Origin of the sequence: Vibrio sp. 2017_1457_13 (assembly GCF_030851525.1) — a bacterium.
Classification (GTDB): Bacteria; Pseudomonadota; Gammaproteobacteria; order Enterobacterales; family Vibrionaceae; genus Vibrio; species Vibrio metschnikovii.
Genome location: NZ_VHTA01000006.1, coordinates 329,485 through 350,446 on the forward strand (window position 1 = coordinate 329,485; position 20,962 = coordinate 350,446).

Genomic DNA, 20,962 nt, shown 5'->3' on the forward strand with positions numbered 1-20,962 from the left:
TAATGCTTGTCTCATCGTACTATCAACCAGTAAAACCGCTAAAGCGACCATGGAGACTCCCTCTTAAGCCAATAGATAAGAGGGATTCTTGCTTGGTTCACGGATATCAACCTGTATTGATTGAACCAGACGGGCAAAACATGATTGAGCGAGATTTATATCAGCTCAATCCTGATGATCATCAATGGCGCACAGAAAAAAAATACTTTAGCGATTTCCCTAACTACATCACCAAATACTTTGCTAAACGATACAAAGCTATTTTTGATAAGAAAGGGCGTGCAGAGGCAAATATATATCTTCGTACACGAATGGAGCCGGCCGCCAATCGTGCTCGATTAGCACTCCGCAAATACAAAAATCTACCAACAACTCAAAAGGTGGCTTTGCTCAGTGATGAATATGAAAACACTGAGCAAAACGACCTTGCCGCGCTGCATCCTGATGTCCAGCGCCCACAAATGACCTTTGATTTCGATGCGGCAGAGAAAAACCGCAAGCCAGTGCAAAACCGCTTACTCGCAGAGCTAGAAAATGACGAACTAAAAGAAATGGCTTTTAAAATAAGCACAATCGTCTTTCGTTACTCGCAAGTGATCAGCCGTCAGCAATCCAAAGACAATGACGAAATCAGTGAAGCAGTAACCGAAGGTTATGAAGCGCTGGCCGAGTTCGTGCGTCAATTCGGCATCAAGCCACCGCGCAAATACAAAAAGCAAACCGAGCTTTCAGCCCTGCAAGACATCTCAAAAATGATTAACGAGAAATGGTGGCTAGGTCGCTTAACCAAGGCACGCAAAATCATGCGAGAACACCTAGCCATCGCTATGGGCCAAGTATCCAGCAAAGCTTCTCCCTACGCCTCGTGGGATTGCATCCGTGAGCACAAAGAACAGCAAAAACGTAACTGGGAATTCATCAAGCAGTGCACATTAATTGATGAAGAAACCGGAGAAGAAGCCGACCTAGCCGACATGGTACTAAAAAGCGTGTCTAACCCAGCGATTCGCCGCCATGAATTAATGGTTCGCTGTCGCGGCTGTGAAGACATCGGCAACGAACTCGGTTTGCAAGGTTTGTTCTTAACCCTGACCACGCCCTCGAAATATCACAACAGCTACAAAAAGGGCGGATTTATTGATCACTGGAACGGAACCAGCCCAAGAGAAGCGCAAGCCTACTTAAACAACGTATGGCAAAGAATTCGCGCCAAATTAAGCCGCGAAGACATTCGCTGGTTCGGCGTTCGCGTAGCCGAGCCACATCATGACGGCACACCGCACTGGCATTTATTGATTTGGGTTAAACCGGAAGAGGTTTCCGCAGTGCGTGACATCTTCATTTCATACGCCACTAAAGAAGACCGTAGCGAGCTGCATCCAGCATTTGAAAAAGAGAAGCAGAAGCCATTCCGTAAAGGGGTTTACGTTGGCCCGTTAGATTATCGCCCACGGTGTGACTTTGGCTTGATAGACCCAGCAAAAGGCACGGCCACAGGTTATATCGCCAAGTACATATCTAAAAACATCGATGGCTACGCAATGGATAGCGAAGTCTCGGACGAAACCGGAAAGCCAGTAAAGGAAATGGCGAAGAACGTCAGCGCATGGAAAAGCCGCTGGTCGATTCGTCAATATCAATTCTTCGGCGGTGCGCCCGTCACGACTTACCGCGAGTTACGCCGCTTTGCCAACCAGAACAAAAAAGCCTTTATGGAATATTTGTTCATGCAAGAAAGGGCCGATTTACTCGGCATGTACCACATGCTGAACCGTGATTTAGTTGGCCCGATGCGACCAAACCGATTGCTGACGAATCAATATCTGGTTGAAGTGATCAGCAATAGCTATCAGCCGCGCATTAAATCTAACTCAGCCAGTGTAGTAAACACCATGAGAGCCGCCGACGAAGGCAACTGGCGCGGTTACATCATGGGGCAAGGTGGCCCGTTTGTACCTCGTGATTGCTTGCTGATCACTAACGCCTATGAAGTGCTGCCGTTTGCCTCACCGCACGGTGAAGAAGTTCGCAAGATAGAAGGCTTTAAAACCGCCGAAGGTCTTTTTAAAACCCGTACCAAAGTTTGGATCATCAAAAAGAAAGGTGATGATTCCGAAGATGCTGAGGTGTTGGGTTTTGGGAGCGAAGCGACTGCCTTTGGCGGCTCTGCCGCCTCTCGGAGTTCTGTCACTAACTGTACGGGGCCACTTTCCGGACAGGTCAGCACTCAGCTAACCAAGTTATTGCAACCGGACAGGTTAAAAGGATCAGTTAATGATCAGGTTGCTGATGATTTGACCATTTCAGCACTAATGAAAGGTTCGAGCGTTCGCCTCGATGATGAAACCAGCTTACAAATCCGCCCAGCGGAGGTAGACGCACAGGGTAAAACCGTCCGTTCAGCGCGGTTAGTCGAGATAAAACGAGAAATAGCCGATGAAGATGATGATTTGTGGATGCGATTTGAGGGCTGGGACAAGTTGCTCGACAAGTTAGAACCAAAAGAAACCAACCAACACCAACAACCAGACCTGTCATTCTTCGCAGAACGTGAAGACGACTGGCCGTTAGCGTAAGGTAGTGCTTTTAGCCGTAATTATTTAGGTAATGACTTCAATGCCTCCAGTGAGGTCATTATATCTTGAAGGGAGTTGCCTAATAAAAACGTTATAAGCGCCACGGCAGCAATGACTGCGCCTGATGTGATCCAAATAGTCTTCTTGATCGAATCAATTTGGCTTTTCATATCTGACATGTCAGAACAATGAGTGGTTAAAGTTGTTTTTGTTGATGCCATATCAGCGCCTAAGTCATGTGTCCGTCCATCAATTTTATTATTCGATTGTTTGAGGTGATCAACATCAGCACGCAATCCTCTGATTTCACCAGTAAATTCAGTAATAGAGCGAATGATCCATTGAGATTGTTCGTGACCACTTGCTCCACCTGATGGGGTAGGGATGTTTTGGGATGGTTGATTAGGTTGACCATGGGGGCTCATTCTATAATCCTCTAGATTGCAGCCATTGCCAAACAGCGTTGTCATGGAAGCCCCAGTAACCACTGAAGCTAGAAATTATATATGGGCCAAAATCTTTCGGTTGTATTTTAGATGGTTCATTATTCATAGGCACCCCAAGCATTGGGACTTTTTCAAGCAGTTTGTTGTCAACACTTTGAGGCGTGATTGCTTCCTTATCTTCTACTAGCCACGCCAAATCACCGACCTTTAAGTAATCGTTAGGGTAGTGTTTTTGAATAGCTTGTTCCATTACAAAAGCTGGTGAGCTTTGCAATGTAATAAGAAAAATAGCCATTGTATCTCCAATCAAAAAGTAAAATGCTTGTGCATTCAACTAAGTTAAGTAACTTCAAATTATTATAATAGTATATATACGATATTCTTATTTTACAGCTTCATCCTACTAAAGCCGAGTAAAATGAGCAATCGTCCGTTTGTAAAAAAAAACGTGTATACATGCATATATACGCATTTATAAGTTATTGTCAGATTGACACCTGACATTCTAGTAGTAAAACAGCAACCATTAAAAAGGTAGTAAGTAAATCATTTCCTAATGGCAATCGTTAACTAATACAGAGCAGCAAAGTAGTCAGTCTGCTATTTGGTGAATCAATGGTAACTATGAGGAAAACTTACGATGACGCTGGTTATTCAAATCAACTTATGTCTAGAAAATAAAACCTTACCAAAAACAGTGATAGAATACTGTGTTTATATACAGTATTATTACTGTTGTCACAGGTTGGGGGGTGCTATGTTATTGAAAAATAAAACACAGCTACTACAAGTGTTAAATGTCGTGATCGATGGCATAGCACTGAGTGAAAGCAAGGAAGAATCGATAAAGGGCGGGTTGTTGATTATGAATATGTCTTTGTCGAACTACGAGGGCGAGATAGATAGAGAGCTGAGAACGGCCATTCAGTCAATTATTGAAATGGCCTCAGAATTAGAAAGTCCGGCGTTTCGTTTATAGCATACTGAGCTGTTGCTTGAGTTCTTGCCGCTGTTCCGGTGGCAAGGCTTTCATCAAAGTGAACGCCAGTTGACTGGTTGTTTTAGCAGAAGGGCTCAGACTATGGCTATACGAAAGGTTCATCACGAACGTATGGCCGCATTCTGGGTCACTGCATGCGCAGTACAAATCGGCGACACTATTAGTTAAACGGTTAGATTTATGAATACGGGCTTTCTCGCCACACTCCGGACAAATGACTCTCATAACAACACCTAGCTTATTGACTGACTGACCAATTAATCATACGTCAAAAGGCTGTATTTTTGTACAGCCTATAAGCTATTAAATTGCTGATAATCCCATTCTGAGATTTGATCACACGTTTTGGCAATCAGCGGAATCACTTCGTTCACTTCATCGACCACAAAACAGTGATCAGTAATCACAGCGCGGCCAGCAACAACACACCGACCGCCATTTTTATTAATCACCATCGCAATGTTTTTAGCGGCTTCATCTTCCAGCGATTCAATTTTGTATAGAGACATCGCTAAGCATCCCCCACATCCAAATCAAACTGAAAATGCAGTGACTTAGGAATCTCTGGGTCACTGTTAATCGCATCCGCAAACCGTTTACACACCGGAACCACTTCATACCTATCATAAACTTGGCTCACCTTTACTGGGTCAGGTGTGTTGGTTCCTTGCTGGGGAATCATTCCACCCATACCCGCAGGAAAGCGGTGACCTACAAAAATATCCTGAGCAGTAATGTTCTTAATGCGCTCAAACTCATCTTTAGTCGCAATATCACCCACCGGAATAAGCTGAATACCTTTCTCTTGTCCGTTCGGGATATTCACAAACATGCTGCGAAAGTTACCAACACCTTTTGAACTGGCGATCTTCTTCTTAAGTTCTTCTTCATCGTCATCGCTTAAGTTCGGGTCAGTCGCATAAAAAATAAACCCCATATGCGCCCCGTTCAGGTAATAGCGGCGGCGGAATAAAGTCGCATCACGATTCAACAAACTGCTTTGAATACTGCCCAAATAATCCGGCAATCCATAAACCTGTTGCTGAGGGTCATATTGAGGAATAAAAATCACATCCTTTTGCTTAAACGGTTTTTGTTTGTAGTCACGCAGCAACTGAACAAAATCCCCGTTTTTACGCTTACGCATATGAACCATCGGCAGCGGTTCCAGCGCGATCACCTGTTTAAAATAATTACGAATTTTGACAAAAGCAGCCATGCCAAGGCCGAAGTAATCCCATGCCACATTATTGATTTTATGCATTGGCATATTACCGCCAGATAAAAACCGACCAGCGACATAGTTAGCCCGTGCTTTAAGCAGCGAACCATGATAACCGTTAGCGTTAGCAATTTCGGCTAACCCTTTTAGCGAAATGGGCGGCTCCCAATAATCCTCAAAGTCGTTATAAGCCAACTCACAATAATGAGTCATCCAACTGCTTGAATCGATAGGCTCAGGAGACGGGTCAAAGCTATACACAGATTTACTCGCTGTGCTTTCGGTGGTATCTGGGTTAATGGATTGCTCTATCATGCTGCTAACTGCCCTTGTTCGCCAGAGAATGCCCAGCGTGATTTACGTTTAGTGGTATGGTCTAACGGCTCATTAATCAGCGCATGAGAAAGCGCCCAAAAATCGTCAGCATGACCAACCAACTCACTACGGTCGGCTTTAAATGTCATCATGTTTCCGGTTTTGGTTGCCACACGCTTAATCGCCATAAAAGCCATCGCGGTTTCTTTCATCGATGCATCAAACTGCAAGCGGTTACCGTCAATGACGTCGATCATCTTCATCACCAAGCGGTTTTTGTTTTCATTTGAATAGTGAATAGCAACGGTTTCTCGTGGGTGCTTATTACACAGCAAGTCATACACCCCCGCGCCAATGCCAGTAATATCAATACCCAAGTAGGTGACATTAAAGCGGGTGAATACTTTGCTGATCTCCGCAGCCTGATGCTGAAACGCCAATCCGCGCCAGGTGTGTTTCTCTAACACGCGGAATTTCTCTGCAGCGACAATCGGTGGCGCAACCACCATAAGCACCGCATTATCTCGCGTTCGTGATGGGTCATAACCCAGCCACACCTCGCGGCTACCAAACGGGCGATCAGCATTGGCGTTAAAATCCTGCCAGATAGACGTATCAACCATGCATTTCTGTATCTTGCTAAACTCAAATATCGAGTTAGCGCCATCCACAAAAATACACATAAACAAGTTATTGAAGTCGTTTTCGCTGTACTCTTCGCGTAACTCTTCAATATCAAATAAATCACAACCACCGTTTGCCGCATCTTCAATCGTGACCACATAACGCCACTGCTTGTCGGGGCATAAGCGGCCACCGTCCCGCAGTTCATCAAACGTTGGGAATTCAATATTTTTACGAGTGGTTTTATCACCGCGCCATTTTTCGCCAGTCCAGAAGGGGTAAGCCGGGTGCATTTTAGATGAAGGGGTAGAAAAGTACGTTTTACGCCATTTCTTATGCGTCGCCATCGCCGAAGCGACTTTATTCAGCTCATCAAAGTTACCAATCCAGAAATACTCATCAACATAGACATGGCCGTGGTAACTCTGCGCAGTTTTGCCGTTGGTAGAAAGATAATGAAGTTCTGCACCATTGGATAATGTAGAAGGGTTTCCGGTGATCTCAATCCCTAAAAACTCTTTTGCAATCGCCACAATATAACGGCGGAACACTTCCGCTTGAGCGCGGGATGCTGAAAGAAATATTTGATTATCGCCAGTAAGAATCGCGTTTTCTAACGCTTCCCCGGCAAAGTAATAGGTTGCTCCTATTTGGCGCGATTTAAGAATATTACGAATACGCTGATGCAGGTTATTACGCATCGTATGTTGATATTCAAACAGCGAATCATGCCATTGTTTAAAGTCGGCCTCGGTGATCTCACTAACATCATTTTTAACCTTCTTACCGCGCTTTTTACCACTTGATTCAGAAGATTGACCATTATCAGCCTGATGTTGACCAGAATTGCCCTTTTGTTTACCACTTTGCTCAGAAAGTTGACCATTTCCATTAGTTGGGGTGGCAGGTTGTTCAGTAGCACGCAGCTTTTTAAGTTTGACGTGATGATTAATCAACCTATCGAGCATATCCAACTGCGGCTTGCTTGGATTCTCTATCTCAAGCAGCGTTTGAATGCGATTTGATATCGCCTCATCAATAGTTTGTTCACGCAGCATATCGCGCCAACCAAATTTGTCCGCCCAATAATAAACAATCCGTTCATTACTTAGCTTCAATTCAGTAGCGATTTCGCTGGGCGTCCAAGCCTTTAAATAAAGTGCTCGGGCGGCTTGTCGGATTTCGGGAGAGTATGCCATACCTGCATCATACGCCGCCAAAACCTCATGATTCGCCTACAAAAATTCCTAAAAATTCGGATATGGCTTATATCCGAATTCACCCGAACACAAGTTGCTGAAAGCCCGGTTTTATCGGCGTATGGTTGCCACATCTAAACCGCAATTACGCATTAACCAAGAGTGTTCAACCATGCCGAAAACCAGTGATTGGGTCATCATCGCCACAGAAGGTAATACCGTTGACGGACGAAAAATAACGGAATCGTGGATTAACGATATGGCCGCTCAGTATTCAAAAGAAGAATACACAGCAATGATCTGGCCGGAGCACTACCGTAGTCATTGGATGCCATTTGAGGGTAAGAACTGGGGCATTGTTGAAGCGCTAAAAGCGGAAAAGAAAGGCGGCAAGTTACGTTTATTCGCCAAGCTTACACCTAATCAGTTGTTAATGGATGCCAACAAAGAAGGGCAGAAACTCTTTACCTCTATTGAACCTAATCCCGATTATAAGGGCGAGGGGCGTTGCTATTTAATGGGCCTAGCTGTGACTGACTCCCCAGCCTCCACAGGTACAACGCAACTCAAATTTTCTCGCCGACAAGGTGAAGAAACCGCAATGGAATGTGACGAACTGGAAGAACTCGACCTTAATCAGTGTTTCACACGTTCAGAGCGATTCTTCTCCGTTTGTAAGTCATTTTTCCTAGCTGGCGATCAGCCAGAAGAAACCACCCAACCTCAGCCAGAGGACGAAAAACCCATGAACCAAGAGCAGTTCAACCAAGTGATGAGTGCCATTGGCACTATCAGCGAAAAACAAGGTGAGCTGGAAGAAAAGCTAAACACTTTTTCTACTCAGCAAAAGCCAGAATCCGAAGGCGGACAGCCGGAAGAAACTCCCTCTGGCGATACCTCAAGCGCTATGACCGCTGAGCAATTTAGCCAGTTAAGCGCAAGCCTAACCCAAATGACCGATAAGCTGGGCAATCTGGAAACTAAATTTAACCAACTGAGCCAAAGTGGCCCGTCTGGTCAAGGTCCAGATGATGCAGGCAATAGCAACACCATGGAGGTGATTTAATGTTTAAACTCAATCCATTAGCTGCTGCCTGTTTAAGCCAATACAGTGCACAAGTCCTAAGCAATGCCGGAGCGCCGGAAGGGGCTAAACAATTTAACCTAACCCCGCCAATGGAAACCAAGTTACGCCAAGCCATTATGATGGCCGATGCGTTCCTCAACATGGTGGCCTTGTTGCCAGTACAACAAATTAAAGGCCAAGTGGTTGATGTGGGTAATGATGGCCTATCAACAGGCCGTGCCGCTGACCGCTTTAGCGTTGAAGTCGGTCAAGATGGCAACGAATACGAACTGGTTAAAACCGATTCCGGTGCACACATCAATTGGGAAACAATGACTCAATGGGCTAACTCAGGCTCAAAAGACGAATGGCTCAAGATGATGAAAAATGCCATTTCTCGCCGTTTTGCGTTGGATATGTTGCGTATTGGCTTTAATGGTACGTCCGCCGCCACAATCACCGACCCGGTTGCTAACCCGCTTGGTCAAGATGTTAACAAAGGTTGGTTAACCATTGTTAAAGAGAAAAAGCCAGAGCAGGTATTAGAGTCAGCAAAGTTAGATGCCTCAGGTAAAACGGTTGGCGGTTATAAAAACCTCGACTCATTGGTGCAAGACCTTATCAATACCACCATTGCTCCTGAGCACCGTCAAGACCCTGACTTAGTGGTTTTAGTGGGCTCTGATCTGGTTGCGGCTGAACAGCATCGCTTGTTGGAATCAGCTAACACGCCAACCGAGCACAAAGCCGCTCAGCAACTTGCTAAAACCATCGCAGGTAAACAGGCATACACGCCATCGTTCTTCCCTGCTACGCAAGTGTGGGTGACCAACACCAAAAACCTGCAAATCTTAACGCAGGAAGGCACTCAGTGGCGTCGTCAAGAAAACAATCAAGACAAGCTACGTTTTGAAAATAACCACATTCGCATGGAAGGCTACGCCGTTGGCAACATGAAAAAGTTTGCCGCCATCGAAGCCGTGGAAGTGGTGCAACCAGCCGAAGAGCAGGAAGGTTAAACCATGGTAAGTCCACTTCGTCAGCAACGTGATCGCATCCTTGCACAAAAGCAAAACCAAACCGTAGCCATTGGCGCTACGGGGAGCAGTTTAGACAGCTTACACCTGCGCTTAATTGAGTTTGAGAACGACAAAAAAGTGCTCAAAGGCTTTGTGCAAATTGCGGAAAAAATCAATCACAAACGTGAAGTGCTGATCCCGAAATACAAACCCGTTGCCGATCAGTATTTAGCCGCTGGCGAGAAATACCAAAACCCCATCTTTACCGATTTGATTATCTGGCTATTTGATGTGGGTGATTTGGAAACCGCCGTTGAATGGTTATTCAAAGCTATCGAACTGGACTTACCGACCCCAGAAAATTTTAAGCGCTCAAGCTGGGCGATTGTTTGTGCCGATTTTGTCCTTGAGTGGTCAGAGCGCCAACTCGCCAATGGCTATTCAGTAGAGCCTTACTTCTCGTGCGTATTCGAGAAAATCGAAAAAGAATGGAAGGTACCCGAAGCGCTTGAAGCTAAATGGTACAAGTTCGCCGGCTACGGGCTACTGCTTAACGAAAAAGGCGAACCGCAACCAAGCCAAGTGGCCGATGCCGAGCGCTTAGAGCAAGCCAAACGCTTTCTAGAAATTGCTCACGAAAAACACGACAAAGTCGGTGTGAAAACCAAGATTAACCAAATTGAGATGCGCTTAAACGCACTCAGTGAAGGCAAGAATTTATAAAGACTCCTACGCCGCCGCGCCTCGGCTGGTGAGGTTGAAATAACCTGCGTGGTTCATTTCTAAACCGTCGACCCAGTGGCTAGAGGCGCACTTATTTGAGGATAACGGATGTTCACAGCATCAAACAACAGCTACCAAGAAACCAAAATAGAAAATGATGGTTTCTGGCCAGACATCGAAGCAGGGGATTTTGAACGCCTACGTGGCACCCCTGCCGCTCAAGATGATGAGCGCATCGCCCATGCGTTAGTGAATGCTGTCTCTTCCGTTAACTTGCAGTTGGAAATGCTCAAAACTCGTTACATGGCCGAAGGCATTGTGAAAGCTGAGGACATCAACGCATTTCCAAAAATTGAAGGTAAAAACCGCGTTGTCATTCAGTACCAAAGTTCGGTGTTTGCTCGTGCTAAAGCGGACTTATTAGCCGACTTTGCCACCGTTCACCAAAAGAAAGAAGGTGATCATTTAGCCGAGCGTTCACAAGAAACCAAAAACGAATTACTGGCCGAGAGTGAGCGGATTATCCGCAATATGCTCGGCAAAAACCGCGCAAGCGTGGAGCTGATATGAGCTATCGAGTCGGTTACAAAATGCAAGCGCTGAGAGCACATATCGAAATGTGCTTAGGCAAACAAATAGCCCAACGACTTGATGCCGAAATGAGCAACATCGAGCTAACACTCACGCCGCGCAACATGGGCAACGGAATTGATATCGCCCAGCAACGCTATTTAGCCGAGTTTCAAATCGACCGCTTACCGTTCAAAAAATACGACCCCGCTGTGCTGTTCGCCAACGTTGCAGCGTGGCTAATGGATTACGACGAAGAGCGAGATAACCAGCTCGGTGAACTAAAAGACCCAGAAATCGAAGTCGTGATTGAAGATGAAAGCAGCGCAGAAGTGCTCATCCAAGTCATGTTTGAAGAGCCCATCAAGATAGAAGAAGCCCCAGAGGGCGATATCTATTGGATGGGTAAGCGTTGGAAAATAGCAGATTACCAAATATGGGTAGCAGAGAACCTACGCGACGTGGTGAGTCATGTTCGAGATTAAAGCCGATGAGCGCAGTTACTTACGCGTCAAAGAGCAGCTTGATCTCTTAAAACTAGACCGAAAAACGCGGCAAGTTATGTTACGCCGCATCGGTGCTCAAATTGCAAAAACCACACGCAAGAACATACGAGCCCAGAAAGACCCAGAAAACAGAATGTGGCCGAAGCGCAAGAAAGGCCGCAAAAAAATGTTAAGAGGCTTTACTCAGAAGCTAAAACATTTTCAGCGCAATGATAGCAAAACATTGCTGATCGGTTGGCCTTCTGCCCGTGGTCGAGTTGCTTACGAACATCACCACGGAATAGCACAAAGCAGTGGCTTATCAGCTCGGAAACGGCAAGCAAAAAAACAGAAAGAACCATCGCCCAAAGAGCCAGCAACAAAAGAACAAGCCAGAGCCTTACGTGATTTAGATTTTCGCCTCAAACCTCAAGGCAGACAAAAACGAGGTAAAAAGCCAACGCTGGCATGGATACGAGAAAACATGACAGTAGGCGAAGCGGTGAAAACCATCCAAGAGCTGGAAAACAAAACCCCCGCTCGCGAGTGGCAAGTAGGAAGACCGGAACGCCGATTAATCGGGATCAGCTCTAAACGGCTGGCAATCGTGATTAAGCGGGAACTCAAGCGCAACAGGAGCAAATAACATGGCATGGCCAACAGTTATTATCAAAATCTTAAACCTGATGAATGGCCCGATTGCCGATATCGAGTGCCACTTCCTCTTTGTCATTCGCGGCACCGTATCCGGTGACGTTCGTAACCTAATCATGGTGGATTCAACCTCTGATCTCGATGAAGCTTTAGAAGATGCCAGCGCCGAAGGGCTTGCTATTGTCAAAGCCGCCCAGCTTAACGGCAAACAAGCATGGACAGCCGGAGTCATGATCCTAGGCGAAGACGATAACTGGCAAGACGCAGTCAAAAAAGCCAACGAAGTATCCAGCTTTGAATTCTTTGTTCTCGGCTTTGATGCAGACAGCAAACAAATGTTGGAAAACGCCATCGCTTTGCGCCATGAGCTAAAAAATGCCTTAGGCCGTGAGGTCGGTGTGCTGTGCCAACTGCCAGCCATTCAAACCGACAGCGAAGAAGGCCAAACGTGGGCGCAATGGTTAGCCGATACCGTTGCAATCCCACTTAACGTAGCCAGTGAATACATTTCCGTTGTGCCGAATGTACATGCAGCGGGTGACACACTCGGCAAGTACGCTGGACGTCTGGCGAATAAAGAAGTTTCCATCGCAGATTCACCCGCACGAGTGCAAACAGGCAGCGTACTCGGCAACACCGAGTTGATGAAAGATAAAGACGGTAAATCACTCGACTTAGCAACGCTAAAAACACTCGAGCAAAACCGACTTTCAGTGCCAATGTGGTATCCCGATTATCCCGGTCAATACTGGACAACCGGAAATACCCTCGATGTGCCAGGGGGCGACTATCAAGATATCCGCCACATTCGCGTAGCCATGAAAGCGGCCCGAAAAGTGCGCATTCGTGCCATTGCTCGAATTGCTGATCGTACCTTGAATTCAACGCCGTCGAGCATTGCTGCCGCCAAGCTCTACTTCACTCAAGACTTACGCCGCATGGCATTAACAGGCGTGCCGGGTGAAATCATGCCGCCGCAGGATGATGACATCGACATCAAATGGGTGAGCAGCACCGAAGTAGAGATTTACATGCAAGTGCAGCCGTACGACTGCCCTGTAAAAATCACCATCGCCATTTCTATTAAGCCGGGAGATTACTCATGAGCGCACGTTTTTCAGGCCGCAGTTTCGACACGACTCTTTTCGGTGAATACGTTCACGTTAAAAACGCAACCGCAACCATCAGTGATGAATCAGAAGCGGCCTTTACTCGTGGTGTGACCGATGGTTGGACAGACGGCAAAGTCAGTTGCGAAGTTGAACTTGAGCTAGACCTCGTTCAGTTCAAAAAAATTCACGATGCCGCACGCAAAGCCGGAAGCTACCGCGCCATCGAGCCAGACGACATCCTCTTTTACGCAAATAACGGCGTCGATGAAGACAAAGTAGAGTTATACGGCGTCAAGTGGGTGCTGGCGGACATCATCGGTATTGACCCAGAAAGCAGTGATAAATCAAGCCGCAAAATCAAAGGCTTTGTTACTAGCCCACTGTTCGTGAAAATTAACGGCGTCTCGTATCTCTCTACCGAAGATACACGCGGCCTTATCAGCTAAGGGCGGCTATGGACGTTATCGATGATGCCGCAAAAACGGAAGCCAAATTCCAACAAATGGCACTGGCAAACCAACGAGCAAGGGCAATGCAAAACGCCCATTTGCCAAGCCGGACACATTGCCGTGAATGTGGCGACCCAATACCGAAAGCAAGGCAGGAAAAAATAAAAGGGTGCCAATACTGCACCCCCTGCCAAGCCGAAAAGGAGGGTTAATGAATCAACTATTCCATGAGTGGTTCGAAAAAATCACCTCGTACTTAACGTACTTAATGAGTGGAATTGGCGTATTCCTCGGCTTACTGAGCATAGAGCAATGGTTTTCAATCTTTGTCGGAGTGTCGGCGTTAATCGCCAACGTCTGGCATAAAAAAGCGATGCAGAAAATCGCCAAAGAAAAGGGGATCTTCATTAATGAAAATAACTCATAAGGTCATTTGTTCAGTCGCCGCAGTCATCGGCTTAGTGACCGGAGGCGCGGCCATTTACGGTGACGAGTTTATCAAGCCCGTTGGTGAAGTGGTGATTGAAGGGCAAAGCTTAGGTGAATTACGCATTAGCCCGAAAGCGTTAGAAATTACTGGAAATACCGAAGGGTGCCGTTTAGACCCGTACACCTGCCCATCAGGGTTAATCACTAACGGCATCGGCAACACTCACGGTGTGCCGGCTAAAAATATCAGCCTTGAGCAAGTCGCCAAAGATTGGGTAAAGAACCTGCAAGACGCTGAGCAATGTATCAGCCGAACCGAAGCGATCAGCGGTAAAACGATGAGTCAAGGCCAGTTCGATGCCTTTGTCTCATTCAGCTTCAATACTGGATGCCCAAGGTTTATGCGTAACCCAGACGGAACTTCAACCCAAATTTACAGCGCGATTCGACAAGGTGATTTTGTAAAAGCTTGTCACGAGCTGCCCCGATGGGTGTATGGCGGTGGTAAAAAACTGCCCGGTTTAGTCAACAGACGGAACCTTGAATATGAACGTTGCATTGAAGTGGATTAAAGCCCTTGGCTTAGCTGGATTGCTGATCACCATCTTATTTCAGGGTTTACAGCTTAAAGCCAGCCAAGCCAAGCAAGCGACATTAAACGAACAGCTTAACAAAGCCAAAGCGGATAACCAAAGCAACTTAATCACCATCGGGATCCTAAAAGGCGAAGCCGAACAAACCAACAAGCTGTTAGTGCAGCGCAAGCGGCAACAGATACAAGCAGAGGAAAAGCTCAATGCAGACATGGCAACACTTAAAGCCCAGCTTGCAAATATTGACTGCCATATTCCTGATGCTGTTACTCGGCGGCTGCGCGAACCGTACTGAAACCGTTTCAACGCAGGTGATCATAAAACTGCCGCCTGCCGGAATGTTAGTTCCTTGCCACAAACCACAAGTGCAAGGCACATGGCCGGAAGCCGTCAGCGAAGACATACCGAAGTTAAAAAACGCACTCACTCAGTGCGATACACAAATTGAAGATTATTTACATTGGCGTGCACAGCACGAACAACCAACAGAGAGAGAAACACCATGAGTAAGCCAGCTTTTGCAACCAAACCCGTCACAGTTGAAATCAACGGCACAGAGTTCACGTTTAAGCCTACTGTGACCGATGCCAACAACTACACCAACGAAGTGATGCCGGATAACAAAGTCGCTCCCGCGCGAACTTATCTGCTTCGCACCGTTGAACCTGATCAAAAAGAGGCATTGACCGAGTTACTTAATGCGGTGCCGGGTTTGGTCGTTGAGCTACACAGTACGGTGCATGGTGCATCAAAAGGCGGCATTACCATCACCCTAAAAAACTAAATGCACGGGTTGAGCGCATTGATGAGAACGGCATCGAGCAAGCGCTCACACTGCGGCGGTATTACTTCCCCGACGATGATGATTCGCCGCAAAGCTTAGCCCGTGCGATTTGGATAGATAAGCACGAATTGCAACGCATGGAATACGCCGTAGGCAATGCCATTGCCAAATTATTTAAACGTTGAGAGCACAATCGCCGATGGATGACAAACTGTTGATGCAGATTGGTCTAATCGACCAAATTACCAAGCCACTGCAAGGCATCACTAAAGACATCGATACTGCAATGAAAACCGCCAAAAGCGGTATGCAGGATATGGTGACGGGCGGTGCTGGCGTTGTGGCGACAGGTATTGCTATCAAAACAGCATTGATGCCAGCGATTGAAATCAATCGCAAAATCGGTGAAGTAAAATCATTGCAAGTGGCTGATCAAACACTGAGCCACTTAAAAGATACCGCTATCGACTTTTCAATGGAGTATGGCAAGTCTGCAGCGGAGTTCATCGGCGCTTCTTACGATATTCAATCGGCCATTGCTGGCTTAAAAGGCAATGAGCTATCCGACTTTACAAGAAACTCCGGTATTTTAGCCGCGGCGACTAAAGCCGATACCGCAACCATCACCAGTTATATGGGTACCATGTACGGCATTTTTGAAAAAGATGCCGCCGCACTCGGTAACTCAAATTGGGTAGAACGCGTCACAGGTATGACCGCCAAATCGGTACAGATGTTTAAAACCGATGGTAATAAAATGTCGCAAGCGTTCACATCACTAGGTTCGTCAGCAACAGCCATGGGAATAGAGATGGCGGAACAGATGGCGGTGATCGGTCAGCTATCGGCAACCATGGGCGGCGGCGAAGCGGCAACAAAATATACAGCGTTTCTGAACGGTGCAGTTAAAGCACAACAGGCACTGGGTTTATCGTTCTTCGATAGCCAAGGGAAAATGCTCCCTATGGTCGATATTTTAGAGTCGATTCAAGACCGGATTGGTCACTTGGCGACTGATCAGCAATTTGCCATCTTATCTAAAGCCTTCGGCTCAAGTGAAGCCGTAAAGCTTATCCAAAACTTGCAAGACAAAACCGAGTCATTACGTACCAATATTGTTGAACTAGATAAAAACGCATCCGTTGATACGGCTATCAATATGGCTAAAGCCATGACCGACCAATGGAACCGACTCGATGCCGCCTTTTTTGCGCTAAGAGCGACCGTGTTTGGTGCGGTACTTCCGGTATTTGAAGCCATCGCAAAAGCCATGGCCGACAACATCGGTTGGCTAGTCGAGTGGTTAAATCAATATCCAGAATTAACCCAATGGCTTGGCTATGCCGGAATCGCTGCCGTGTCGCTCGGCGGCATAATTGCTTCACTTTCCCTTGCTATCGGCATAGCTAAGTTAATGTCAGCCGGATGGATGGTAACCATCAGCTCACTAACAGGCGTCCTTAAAATCTTACGCATCGTAACCCTAGCCATGACCAGCACAGCATGGTTATTTAATGCAGCGCTTTGGGCAAACCCAATCACTTGGTTAGTGATCGGGATTGGCGCGGCGATTGCCGCAATTTGGGTATTCCGCGATTACATACTCGCGTTTCTCGATGGCTTTATCAGTGGTTTTATTGAAGCCTCAGGCGTAGCCGAGTTATTCGTACCGTTAGTGGAAATGTTCCGCTTAATCGGTGCGGCCATCGGTTGGGCCTTTGATTGGATAGTCCGCTTACTTACTCCCGTTGATGCAGCAACAGAAAGCATGGCAGGGTTTGCGACCGCAGGGCAGTTAGTCGGTAAAATCATCGGTTCAGTGTTCAGAGGTATCTTAATGCCGATCGAGCTGGTTATTAACGCCATTCGCCAGTTCATTAATCTAGTCAACAAAATACCCGGCGTGAATATCGACTTCGAAGCCGATAGCCATATCGAACAAGCGGTAAGCCTTGCAAACAACCCAGCATTAAACGCCGCGAATGATCCTGTTTATGCTGCCACCCCTTCGATGATTGAAATGCCAACGTTTGCCAATATGCAAACGCAGCTCTCGACAGAGGCAAGCAACGTGGTGTGGCTTGACCCGCAATACAAAAATGCAGCGCCAGAGCTGAGCAGCCCAGAGCTAACCGCTTCGGTGAATCCACACATTCAGCCGATGCCAGCGTTTGCGCCGATGTCAGCATCAGTAACCCCAGAAATGCAAGCATTGCCAGAAGCAAGCAATGTAGTGTGGCTTGACCCGCAATACAAAAATGCAGCGCCAGAGCTGAGCAGCCCAGAGCTAACCGCCTCGGTGAATCCACACATTCAGCCGATGCCAGCGTTTGCGCCGATGGCAGTGCCTGTCACCCCGCAAATGGGCAGCTTAGACAACACTATTGATACCCAGCTTATTGACTACAAGCGCCCAGAACGAGCGCCGCAACTGAATAAAAACATGGTCAATAACATGACCAGTTCACACACCAAAGAAACGAGCAATATCCGTCAGTTTGGTGATGTGTACATCACTACATCAGCGTCATCGTTTGATGAGATAGAAGAGCGGAGAGAGCTAGATGTCGGATAAAAAATACATCGATATTCATGTGATCGACGGCGGCTGGAAAATAGATGCCGGAGCGCAGCCCACGCAGTGCAGCGACTTATACAGCATCGCGCAAGATATGAAACACGCGATCATGGAAAGCGGCTTAGCCCGTCAACTCGTTGCTGAACGAAATCCAACATTACGAGCCGATGTATTGCTGCAAATTGAGCAAAGAGCAGAGCGTGATATCCGCATCATCCCCGGCACCGCAGCAGCAAAAGAAAGTACCGCCGGAGTCATTTTGCTAACAGCACAGGCCTACGGCTATGACCAGCGCATTCAAACAGAGGTAACCGCATGAGCAAAAGACCGACCGCAAATTTTATTGATGTACTTGCCGATTCAGGTATCCCCGTGACACCCGAAGCGCTTGAAGCTCAGCTTAAAAATGAAGTATCTGGCGCAGGCAGTAATCTATCCAATGACTCGGAAATGTCACCATTCTGGCGTTGGGTGCGTTCTGCCGTTATTACGCCCGTTATCTGGCTTATTCGTACTTTGCTCGCTGGCTATGTGATGCCAAACATGTTTGTCGCCACCGCTGGACGCTGGGCGCTAGTCTTAAAAGCATGGGAACATAACGTAACCCCAAAAGACGCGGTTAAAACCCGTGGTTACATCACGCTAACCAAAAATAACGCCGCCGATGCAATCACCGTTCCGGCAGGTACCATAATCCAAACTCTGCCCATTGATAGCCGTGTTTATAAAGTCATTGTTGTCGAAGAAACGCTGATTAATGCCGGGCAATCAACCGGAAAAGTCATGACGGAAGCCGAGCAAGCCGGAGCCGCCTACAACTTACCCGCCGGTTACTTCAATATTTTACCAAGCGGTATCAGTGGCATTAATGCCGCTATTAACGAGCCGGATTGGATAACTCGACTTGGCGCAGACGTAGAAAGCGATGAAGAACTAGCATTGAGAATTCAAACCGCATTCACCAGTTCAGGCGAATGGCACATCGACGATGTGTACCGCTCAATTATCTCGCAAGTGGCAGGAATACGCAGCGATAACATCTTCTTTGAAAATACAGGGCATATCATACCGGGTAGCGCCAATGCTTATATTTTGATGGAAGTCGGTGAAACGCCGCCCAACATACTGCAGCAGTTAAACCAACACATCATGGACTTAGGACATCACGGCCATGGTGATCTACTGACTTGTTTAGCGATTCCCGATAGCCATTACGATGTCGTGACCGAAATCGTATTAGTGAACAACTTAAGTGATCAGCAAATCGTCAATGCACTACTTGAAGTAGAAGACAGAGTCCGAGCCGCATTCCGCGAAACCGCTGCCTATACAGACATGACAAGAGCAAGGCCACTAAGCCGCTTTAGTTTGTCACAACTCGGCGCAGAAATTCACGGAGCCATGGCCGCTGTTGAATCCGTCCGATTTATCGTTAACGGACAAATTCAGCAAGATATTGTCAGTGGTTTACAACAACCACGATTAGCCACGCTGATCGTCAAGGAGCTAGACGATGAGTGAAGCCAATAATAACGCACCGCAGTTAAAGCAAGAACCAACCCCGTGGTGGCAAGACGGCCAAACCACCTCAGAGCAAAAAATAGAGCCCTATTTTTTAAGCTCAGGCGTTTTCACGTTCATGCAAAAAGTAAAAACATGGCTGCTATTTCCGCTCCAACAGTTTGATGCGCTCACCTGCAGTGAAAAGCTACTCAACTACATGGCATGGGATAGAAACATTCAACGTTTCCCAAATGAGCCGTTAGAGCTTTTTCGCAAGCGAGTGAAATACGCAGCTATCAACGCCAAAGACGCAGGCAGCGTGGCAGGGTTTAAACGCATTTTTCAACGCCTAGGTGTAGGAATAGTTGATTTCAAAGAACGCCAATCACCAACAGACTGGGACGTTTGCACAATAGAACTCACCGACGGTGATATCTCAAAAAACAGCAAACTCGTTCAGACACTAATAGAGCAATATGGCCGCACATGCCGCCGCTATCGCTTTGAAGTGATCTTCCCCTTCAAAGTATCGATTAGACATGGCGAATTCAGCCACAGCGTTCAGCTATTTTCAGCCAAATTAACAAATTAACCAGTGAGGATGTATGAGCCAAACGACCATACCACTACAGTTTGAACAATATTTGCTGGACAAAATCACAGCAGGAGCCGCGCCGAGCTTGGATGAGTTCGTGTTCGCCTACATCCCAAACCTAGACCTAAAACAGCCGATAGACCGAGCAACAGGACTACCGGATGAAAGCTTCATCGTACATCGTCAAAACGTTGATCAAACCGCGCGTTTAAATCGCAATACACTGATTTACTCTATCATTGTGCCATCCCACGTAGCGCCGTTTACGTTCAACGCCATGTACCTGCATGATAAAAATGTACCGGAGTCATGCGGTTTAATCGTGCACAAAACCGATGAAACCAAAGAAAGCGGAATGGCGACAATAAAGTCAGTCGCCCAAGAATACGATGGCGCAGCAGAAATTGCCGGAATCCATATCGACCCCGCAACATGGCAAATTGATTATCATGCCCGCTTGTTTGGTATCGATGAAGAAATCCGCTTAACTCAGCTAGACAAATACGGCCACACGGCATTTATCTCAGGCTTTAACGTAGTAAAACTTAGCTCGAATGACTATCGCATCGACCCCGGCATTGTTTACGTTGGAGGTCTACGCTGTGAACTAAAAACAGCGCTCACTCGCACAGTCACAGCGAAACCCAACGGGCTTTATGTCGATGTCGTTCGTGAAGGCAGCACATTATCCAAGTGGGTAAACGTTCCAACCATCAGAGTATCAAACACGCCGTTATCTGATTATGTCGATGAGCAAGGCTATCAGCACTACGTCACTCGATTAGCCGCAGTAGACGCCAGCGGCAACGCACAAGACTGGCGCGAGTGGGATATCGTCTCACAGTCAGAAGCTGAAGCGGGAGCATCAAAGATAGCAAGAAAGTGGACAGCTGAGCGAGTCAGACAAGCAATTAATAAATACGGGTTGGGGGTTTGGTCGCAAGAATTTCTTAATGATGTCTCTGTGGAGTTGCAATCAGGCATGTATGGTTTTACTTCCAGCGATCCCTCTGGAATAGC

General features: G+C 46.8%; 27 protein-coding genes. 21 read left to right on the plus strand and 6 right to left on the minus strand.

Annotated features, from left to right (window positions below; translation table 11 throughout):
- Positions 1 to 2: 2 nt before the first annotated feature.
- Entirely contained in the window at positions 3 to 2,576 is a 2,574-nt protein-coding gene (locus tag FKN88_RS10900; protein ID WP_306687479.1) for a replication endonuclease, read from the plus strand.
- A gap of 20 nt (positions 2,577 to 2,596) precedes the next feature.
- Here FKN88_RS10900 and FKN88_RS10905 read toward each other — a convergent pair whose 3' ends face one another.
- Both FKN88_RS10905 and FKN88_RS10910 read right to left on the minus strand, forming a co-directional pair.
- Complete coding sequence (locus tag FKN88_RS10905; RefSeq protein ID WP_306687478.1) at positions 2,597 to 3,001, minus strand: hypothetical protein; 405 nt, start codon at positions 2,999 to 3,001, stop codon at positions 2,597 to 2,599.
- A gap of 1 nt (position 3,002) precedes the next feature.
- A complete protein-coding gene (locus tag FKN88_RS10910; RefSeq protein WP_306687477.1) occupies positions 3,003 to 3,317 on the minus strand; it encodes a hypothetical protein in 315 nt (104 codons plus the stop codon).
- 345 nt (positions 3,318 to 3,662) lie between these two features.
- On the opposite strand from FKN88_RS10910, the gene FKN88_RS10915 reads away from it, so the two are divergent.
- Positions 3,663 to 4,001, plus strand: a complete 339-nt coding sequence (locus FKN88_RS10915; RefSeq protein ID WP_306687476.1) for a hypothetical protein — start codon at positions 3,663 to 3,665, stop codon at positions 3,999 to 4,001.
- Here FKN88_RS10915 and FKN88_RS10920 read toward each other — a convergent pair.
- The 4 genes from FKN88_RS10920 to FKN88_RS10935 all read right to left on the minus strand — a co-directional run bounded on the left by FKN88_RS10920 (position 3,996) and on the right by FKN88_RS10935 (position 7,382).
- Entirely contained in the window at positions 3,996 to 4,247 is a 252-nt protein-coding gene (locus FKN88_RS10920) for an ogr/Delta-like zinc finger family protein (protein ID WP_217510844.1), read from the minus strand. The two genes, FKN88_RS10915 and FKN88_RS10920, sit on opposite strands and share 6 nt — an antisense overlap.
- Before the next feature lie 68 nt (positions 4,248 to 4,315).
- Positions 4,316 to 4,531, minus strand: a complete 216-nt coding sequence (locus FKN88_RS10925) for a hypothetical protein (RefSeq protein WP_158144880.1) — start codon at positions 4,529 to 4,531, stop codon at positions 4,316 to 4,318.
- Between the two features lie 2 nt (positions 4,532 to 4,533).
- Positions 4,534 to 5,559: a phage portal protein gene (locus FKN88_RS10930; RefSeq protein WP_306687475.1), complete on the minus strand. Its 1,026-nt coding sequence runs from the start codon at positions 5,557 to 5,559 to the stop codon at positions 4,534 to 4,536.
- Complete coding sequence (locus FKN88_RS10935) at positions 5,556 to 7,382, minus strand: terminase ATPase subunit family protein (protein WP_306687474.1); 1,827 nt, start codon at positions 7,380 to 7,382, stop codon at positions 5,556 to 5,558. Before FKN88_RS10935 ends, FKN88_RS10930 begins: the two co-directional genes overlap by 4 nt.
- 172 nt (positions 7,383 to 7,554) lie before the next feature.
- Here FKN88_RS10935 and FKN88_RS10940 point away from each other — a divergent pair, with 172 nt between their 5' ends.
- The 19 genes from FKN88_RS10940 to FKN88_RS11025 all read left to right on the plus strand — a co-directional run.
- The gene (locus FKN88_RS10940; protein WP_306687516.1) at positions 7,555 to 8,448 is read left to right on the plus strand and encodes a GPO family capsid scaffolding protein; all 894 of its coding nucleotides are present in this window, start codon (positions 7,555 to 7,557) and stop codon (positions 8,446 to 8,448) included.
- Positions 8,448 to 9,467 carry a phage major capsid protein, P2 family gene (locus FKN88_RS10945; protein WP_158144883.1) on the plus strand — a complete coding sequence of 340 codons (1,020 nt, stop codon included), beginning with the start codon at positions 8,448 to 8,450 and terminating at the stop codon, positions 9,465 to 9,467. Before FKN88_RS10940 ends, FKN88_RS10945 begins: the two co-directional genes overlap by 1 nt.
- A 3-nt stretch (positions 9,468 to 9,470) precedes the next feature.
- Positions 9,471 to 10,190: a terminase endonuclease subunit gene (locus FKN88_RS10950; protein WP_306687473.1), complete on the plus strand. Its 720-nt coding sequence runs from the start codon at positions 9,471 to 9,473 to the stop codon at positions 10,188 to 10,190.
- A gap of 108 nt (positions 10,191 to 10,298) precedes the next feature.
- Entirely contained in the window at positions 10,299 to 10,760 is a 462-nt protein-coding gene (locus tag FKN88_RS10955; protein WP_158144885.1) for a head completion/stabilization protein, read from the plus strand.
- Positions 10,757 to 11,245, plus strand: coding sequence for a phage tail protein (locus FKN88_RS10960; protein ID WP_306687472.1), 489 nt, complete (start codon positions 10,757 to 10,759; stop codon positions 11,243 to 11,245). Before FKN88_RS10955 ends, FKN88_RS10960 begins: the two co-directional genes overlap by 4 nt.
- On the plus strand, positions 11,232 to 11,891 hold the full coding sequence (locus FKN88_RS10965) for a phage virion morphogenesis protein (RefSeq protein ID WP_306687471.1): 660 nt from the start codon (positions 11,232 to 11,234) through the stop codon (positions 11,889 to 11,891). Before FKN88_RS10960 ends, FKN88_RS10965 begins: the two co-directional genes overlap by 14 nt.
- A 1-nt stretch (position 11,892) precedes the next feature.
- Positions 11,893 to 13,005 (plus strand): DUF2586 domain-containing protein, encoded by a 1,113-nt coding sequence (locus tag FKN88_RS10970; RefSeq protein ID WP_306687470.1) that lies wholly within the window; start codon positions 11,893 to 11,895, stop codon positions 13,003 to 13,005.
- Positions 13,002 to 13,457: a phage protein gene (locus tag FKN88_RS10975; RefSeq protein ID WP_158144889.1), complete on the plus strand. Its 456-nt coding sequence runs from the start codon at positions 13,002 to 13,004 to the stop codon at positions 13,455 to 13,457. The genes FKN88_RS10970 and FKN88_RS10975 overlap by 4 nt, the downstream gene beginning before the upstream one ends.
- Positions 13,458 to 13,465: 8 nt before the next feature.
- Complete coding sequence (locus FKN88_RS10980; protein ID WP_158144890.1) at positions 13,466 to 13,672, plus strand: TraR/DksA family transcriptional regulator; 207 nt, start codon at positions 13,466 to 13,468, stop codon at positions 13,670 to 13,672.
- Positions 13,672 to 13,887, plus strand: coding sequence for a hypothetical protein (locus FKN88_RS10985; RefSeq protein WP_158144891.1), 216 nt, complete (start codon positions 13,672 to 13,674; stop codon positions 13,885 to 13,887). The genes FKN88_RS10980 and FKN88_RS10985 overlap by 1 nt, the downstream gene beginning before the upstream one ends.
- Entirely contained in the window at positions 13,871 to 14,461 is a 591-nt protein-coding gene (locus tag FKN88_RS10990) for a lysozyme (RefSeq protein ID WP_306687469.1), read from the plus strand. The genes FKN88_RS10985 and FKN88_RS10990 overlap by 17 nt, the downstream gene beginning before the upstream one ends.
- On the plus strand, positions 14,436 to 14,777 hold the full coding sequence (locus FKN88_RS10995; RefSeq protein WP_306687468.1) for a hypothetical protein: 342 nt from the start codon (positions 14,436 to 14,438) through the stop codon (positions 14,775 to 14,777). Before FKN88_RS10990 ends, FKN88_RS10995 begins: the two co-directional genes overlap by 26 nt.
- Positions 14,778 to 14,984: 207 nt before the next feature.
- Entirely contained in the window at positions 14,985 to 15,266 is a 282-nt protein-coding gene (locus FKN88_RS11000; protein WP_306687467.1) for a putative phage tail assembly chaperone, read from the plus strand.
- Between the two features lie 50 nt (positions 15,267 to 15,316).
- Positions 15,317 to 15,451: a hypothetical protein gene (locus FKN88_RS17515; protein WP_372447277.1), complete on the plus strand. Its 135-nt coding sequence runs from the start codon at positions 15,317 to 15,319 to the stop codon at positions 15,449 to 15,451.
- 14 nt (positions 15,452 to 15,465) lie between these two features.
- Positions 15,466 to 17,841, plus strand: coding sequence for a phage tail tape measure protein (locus FKN88_RS11005; protein ID WP_306687466.1), 2,376 nt, complete (start codon positions 15,466 to 15,468; stop codon positions 17,839 to 17,841).
- On the plus strand, positions 17,831 to 18,163 hold the full coding sequence (locus tag FKN88_RS11010) for a DUF2590 family protein (RefSeq protein WP_238116721.1): 333 nt from the start codon (positions 17,831 to 17,833) through the stop codon (positions 18,161 to 18,163). The genes FKN88_RS11005 and FKN88_RS11010 overlap by 11 nt, the downstream gene beginning before the upstream one ends.
- Positions 18,160 to 19,365 (plus strand): baseplate J/gp47 family protein, encoded by a 1,206-nt coding sequence (locus FKN88_RS11015; RefSeq protein ID WP_306687465.1) that lies wholly within the window; start codon positions 18,160 to 18,162, stop codon positions 19,363 to 19,365. Before FKN88_RS11010 ends, FKN88_RS11015 begins: the two co-directional genes overlap by 4 nt.
- Positions 19,358 to 19,939 carry a phage tail protein gene (locus tag FKN88_RS11020; protein WP_306687464.1) on the plus strand — a complete coding sequence of 194 codons (582 nt, stop codon included), beginning with the start codon at positions 19,358 to 19,360 and terminating at the stop codon, positions 19,937 to 19,939. The genes FKN88_RS11015 and FKN88_RS11020 overlap by 8 nt, the downstream gene beginning before the upstream one ends.
- Positions 19,940 to 19,952: 13 nt before the next feature.
- A partial coding sequence (locus tag FKN88_RS11025) for a phage tail protein (RefSeq protein WP_306687463.1) occupies positions 19,953 to 20,962 on the plus strand: 1,010 nt, incomplete at its 3' end.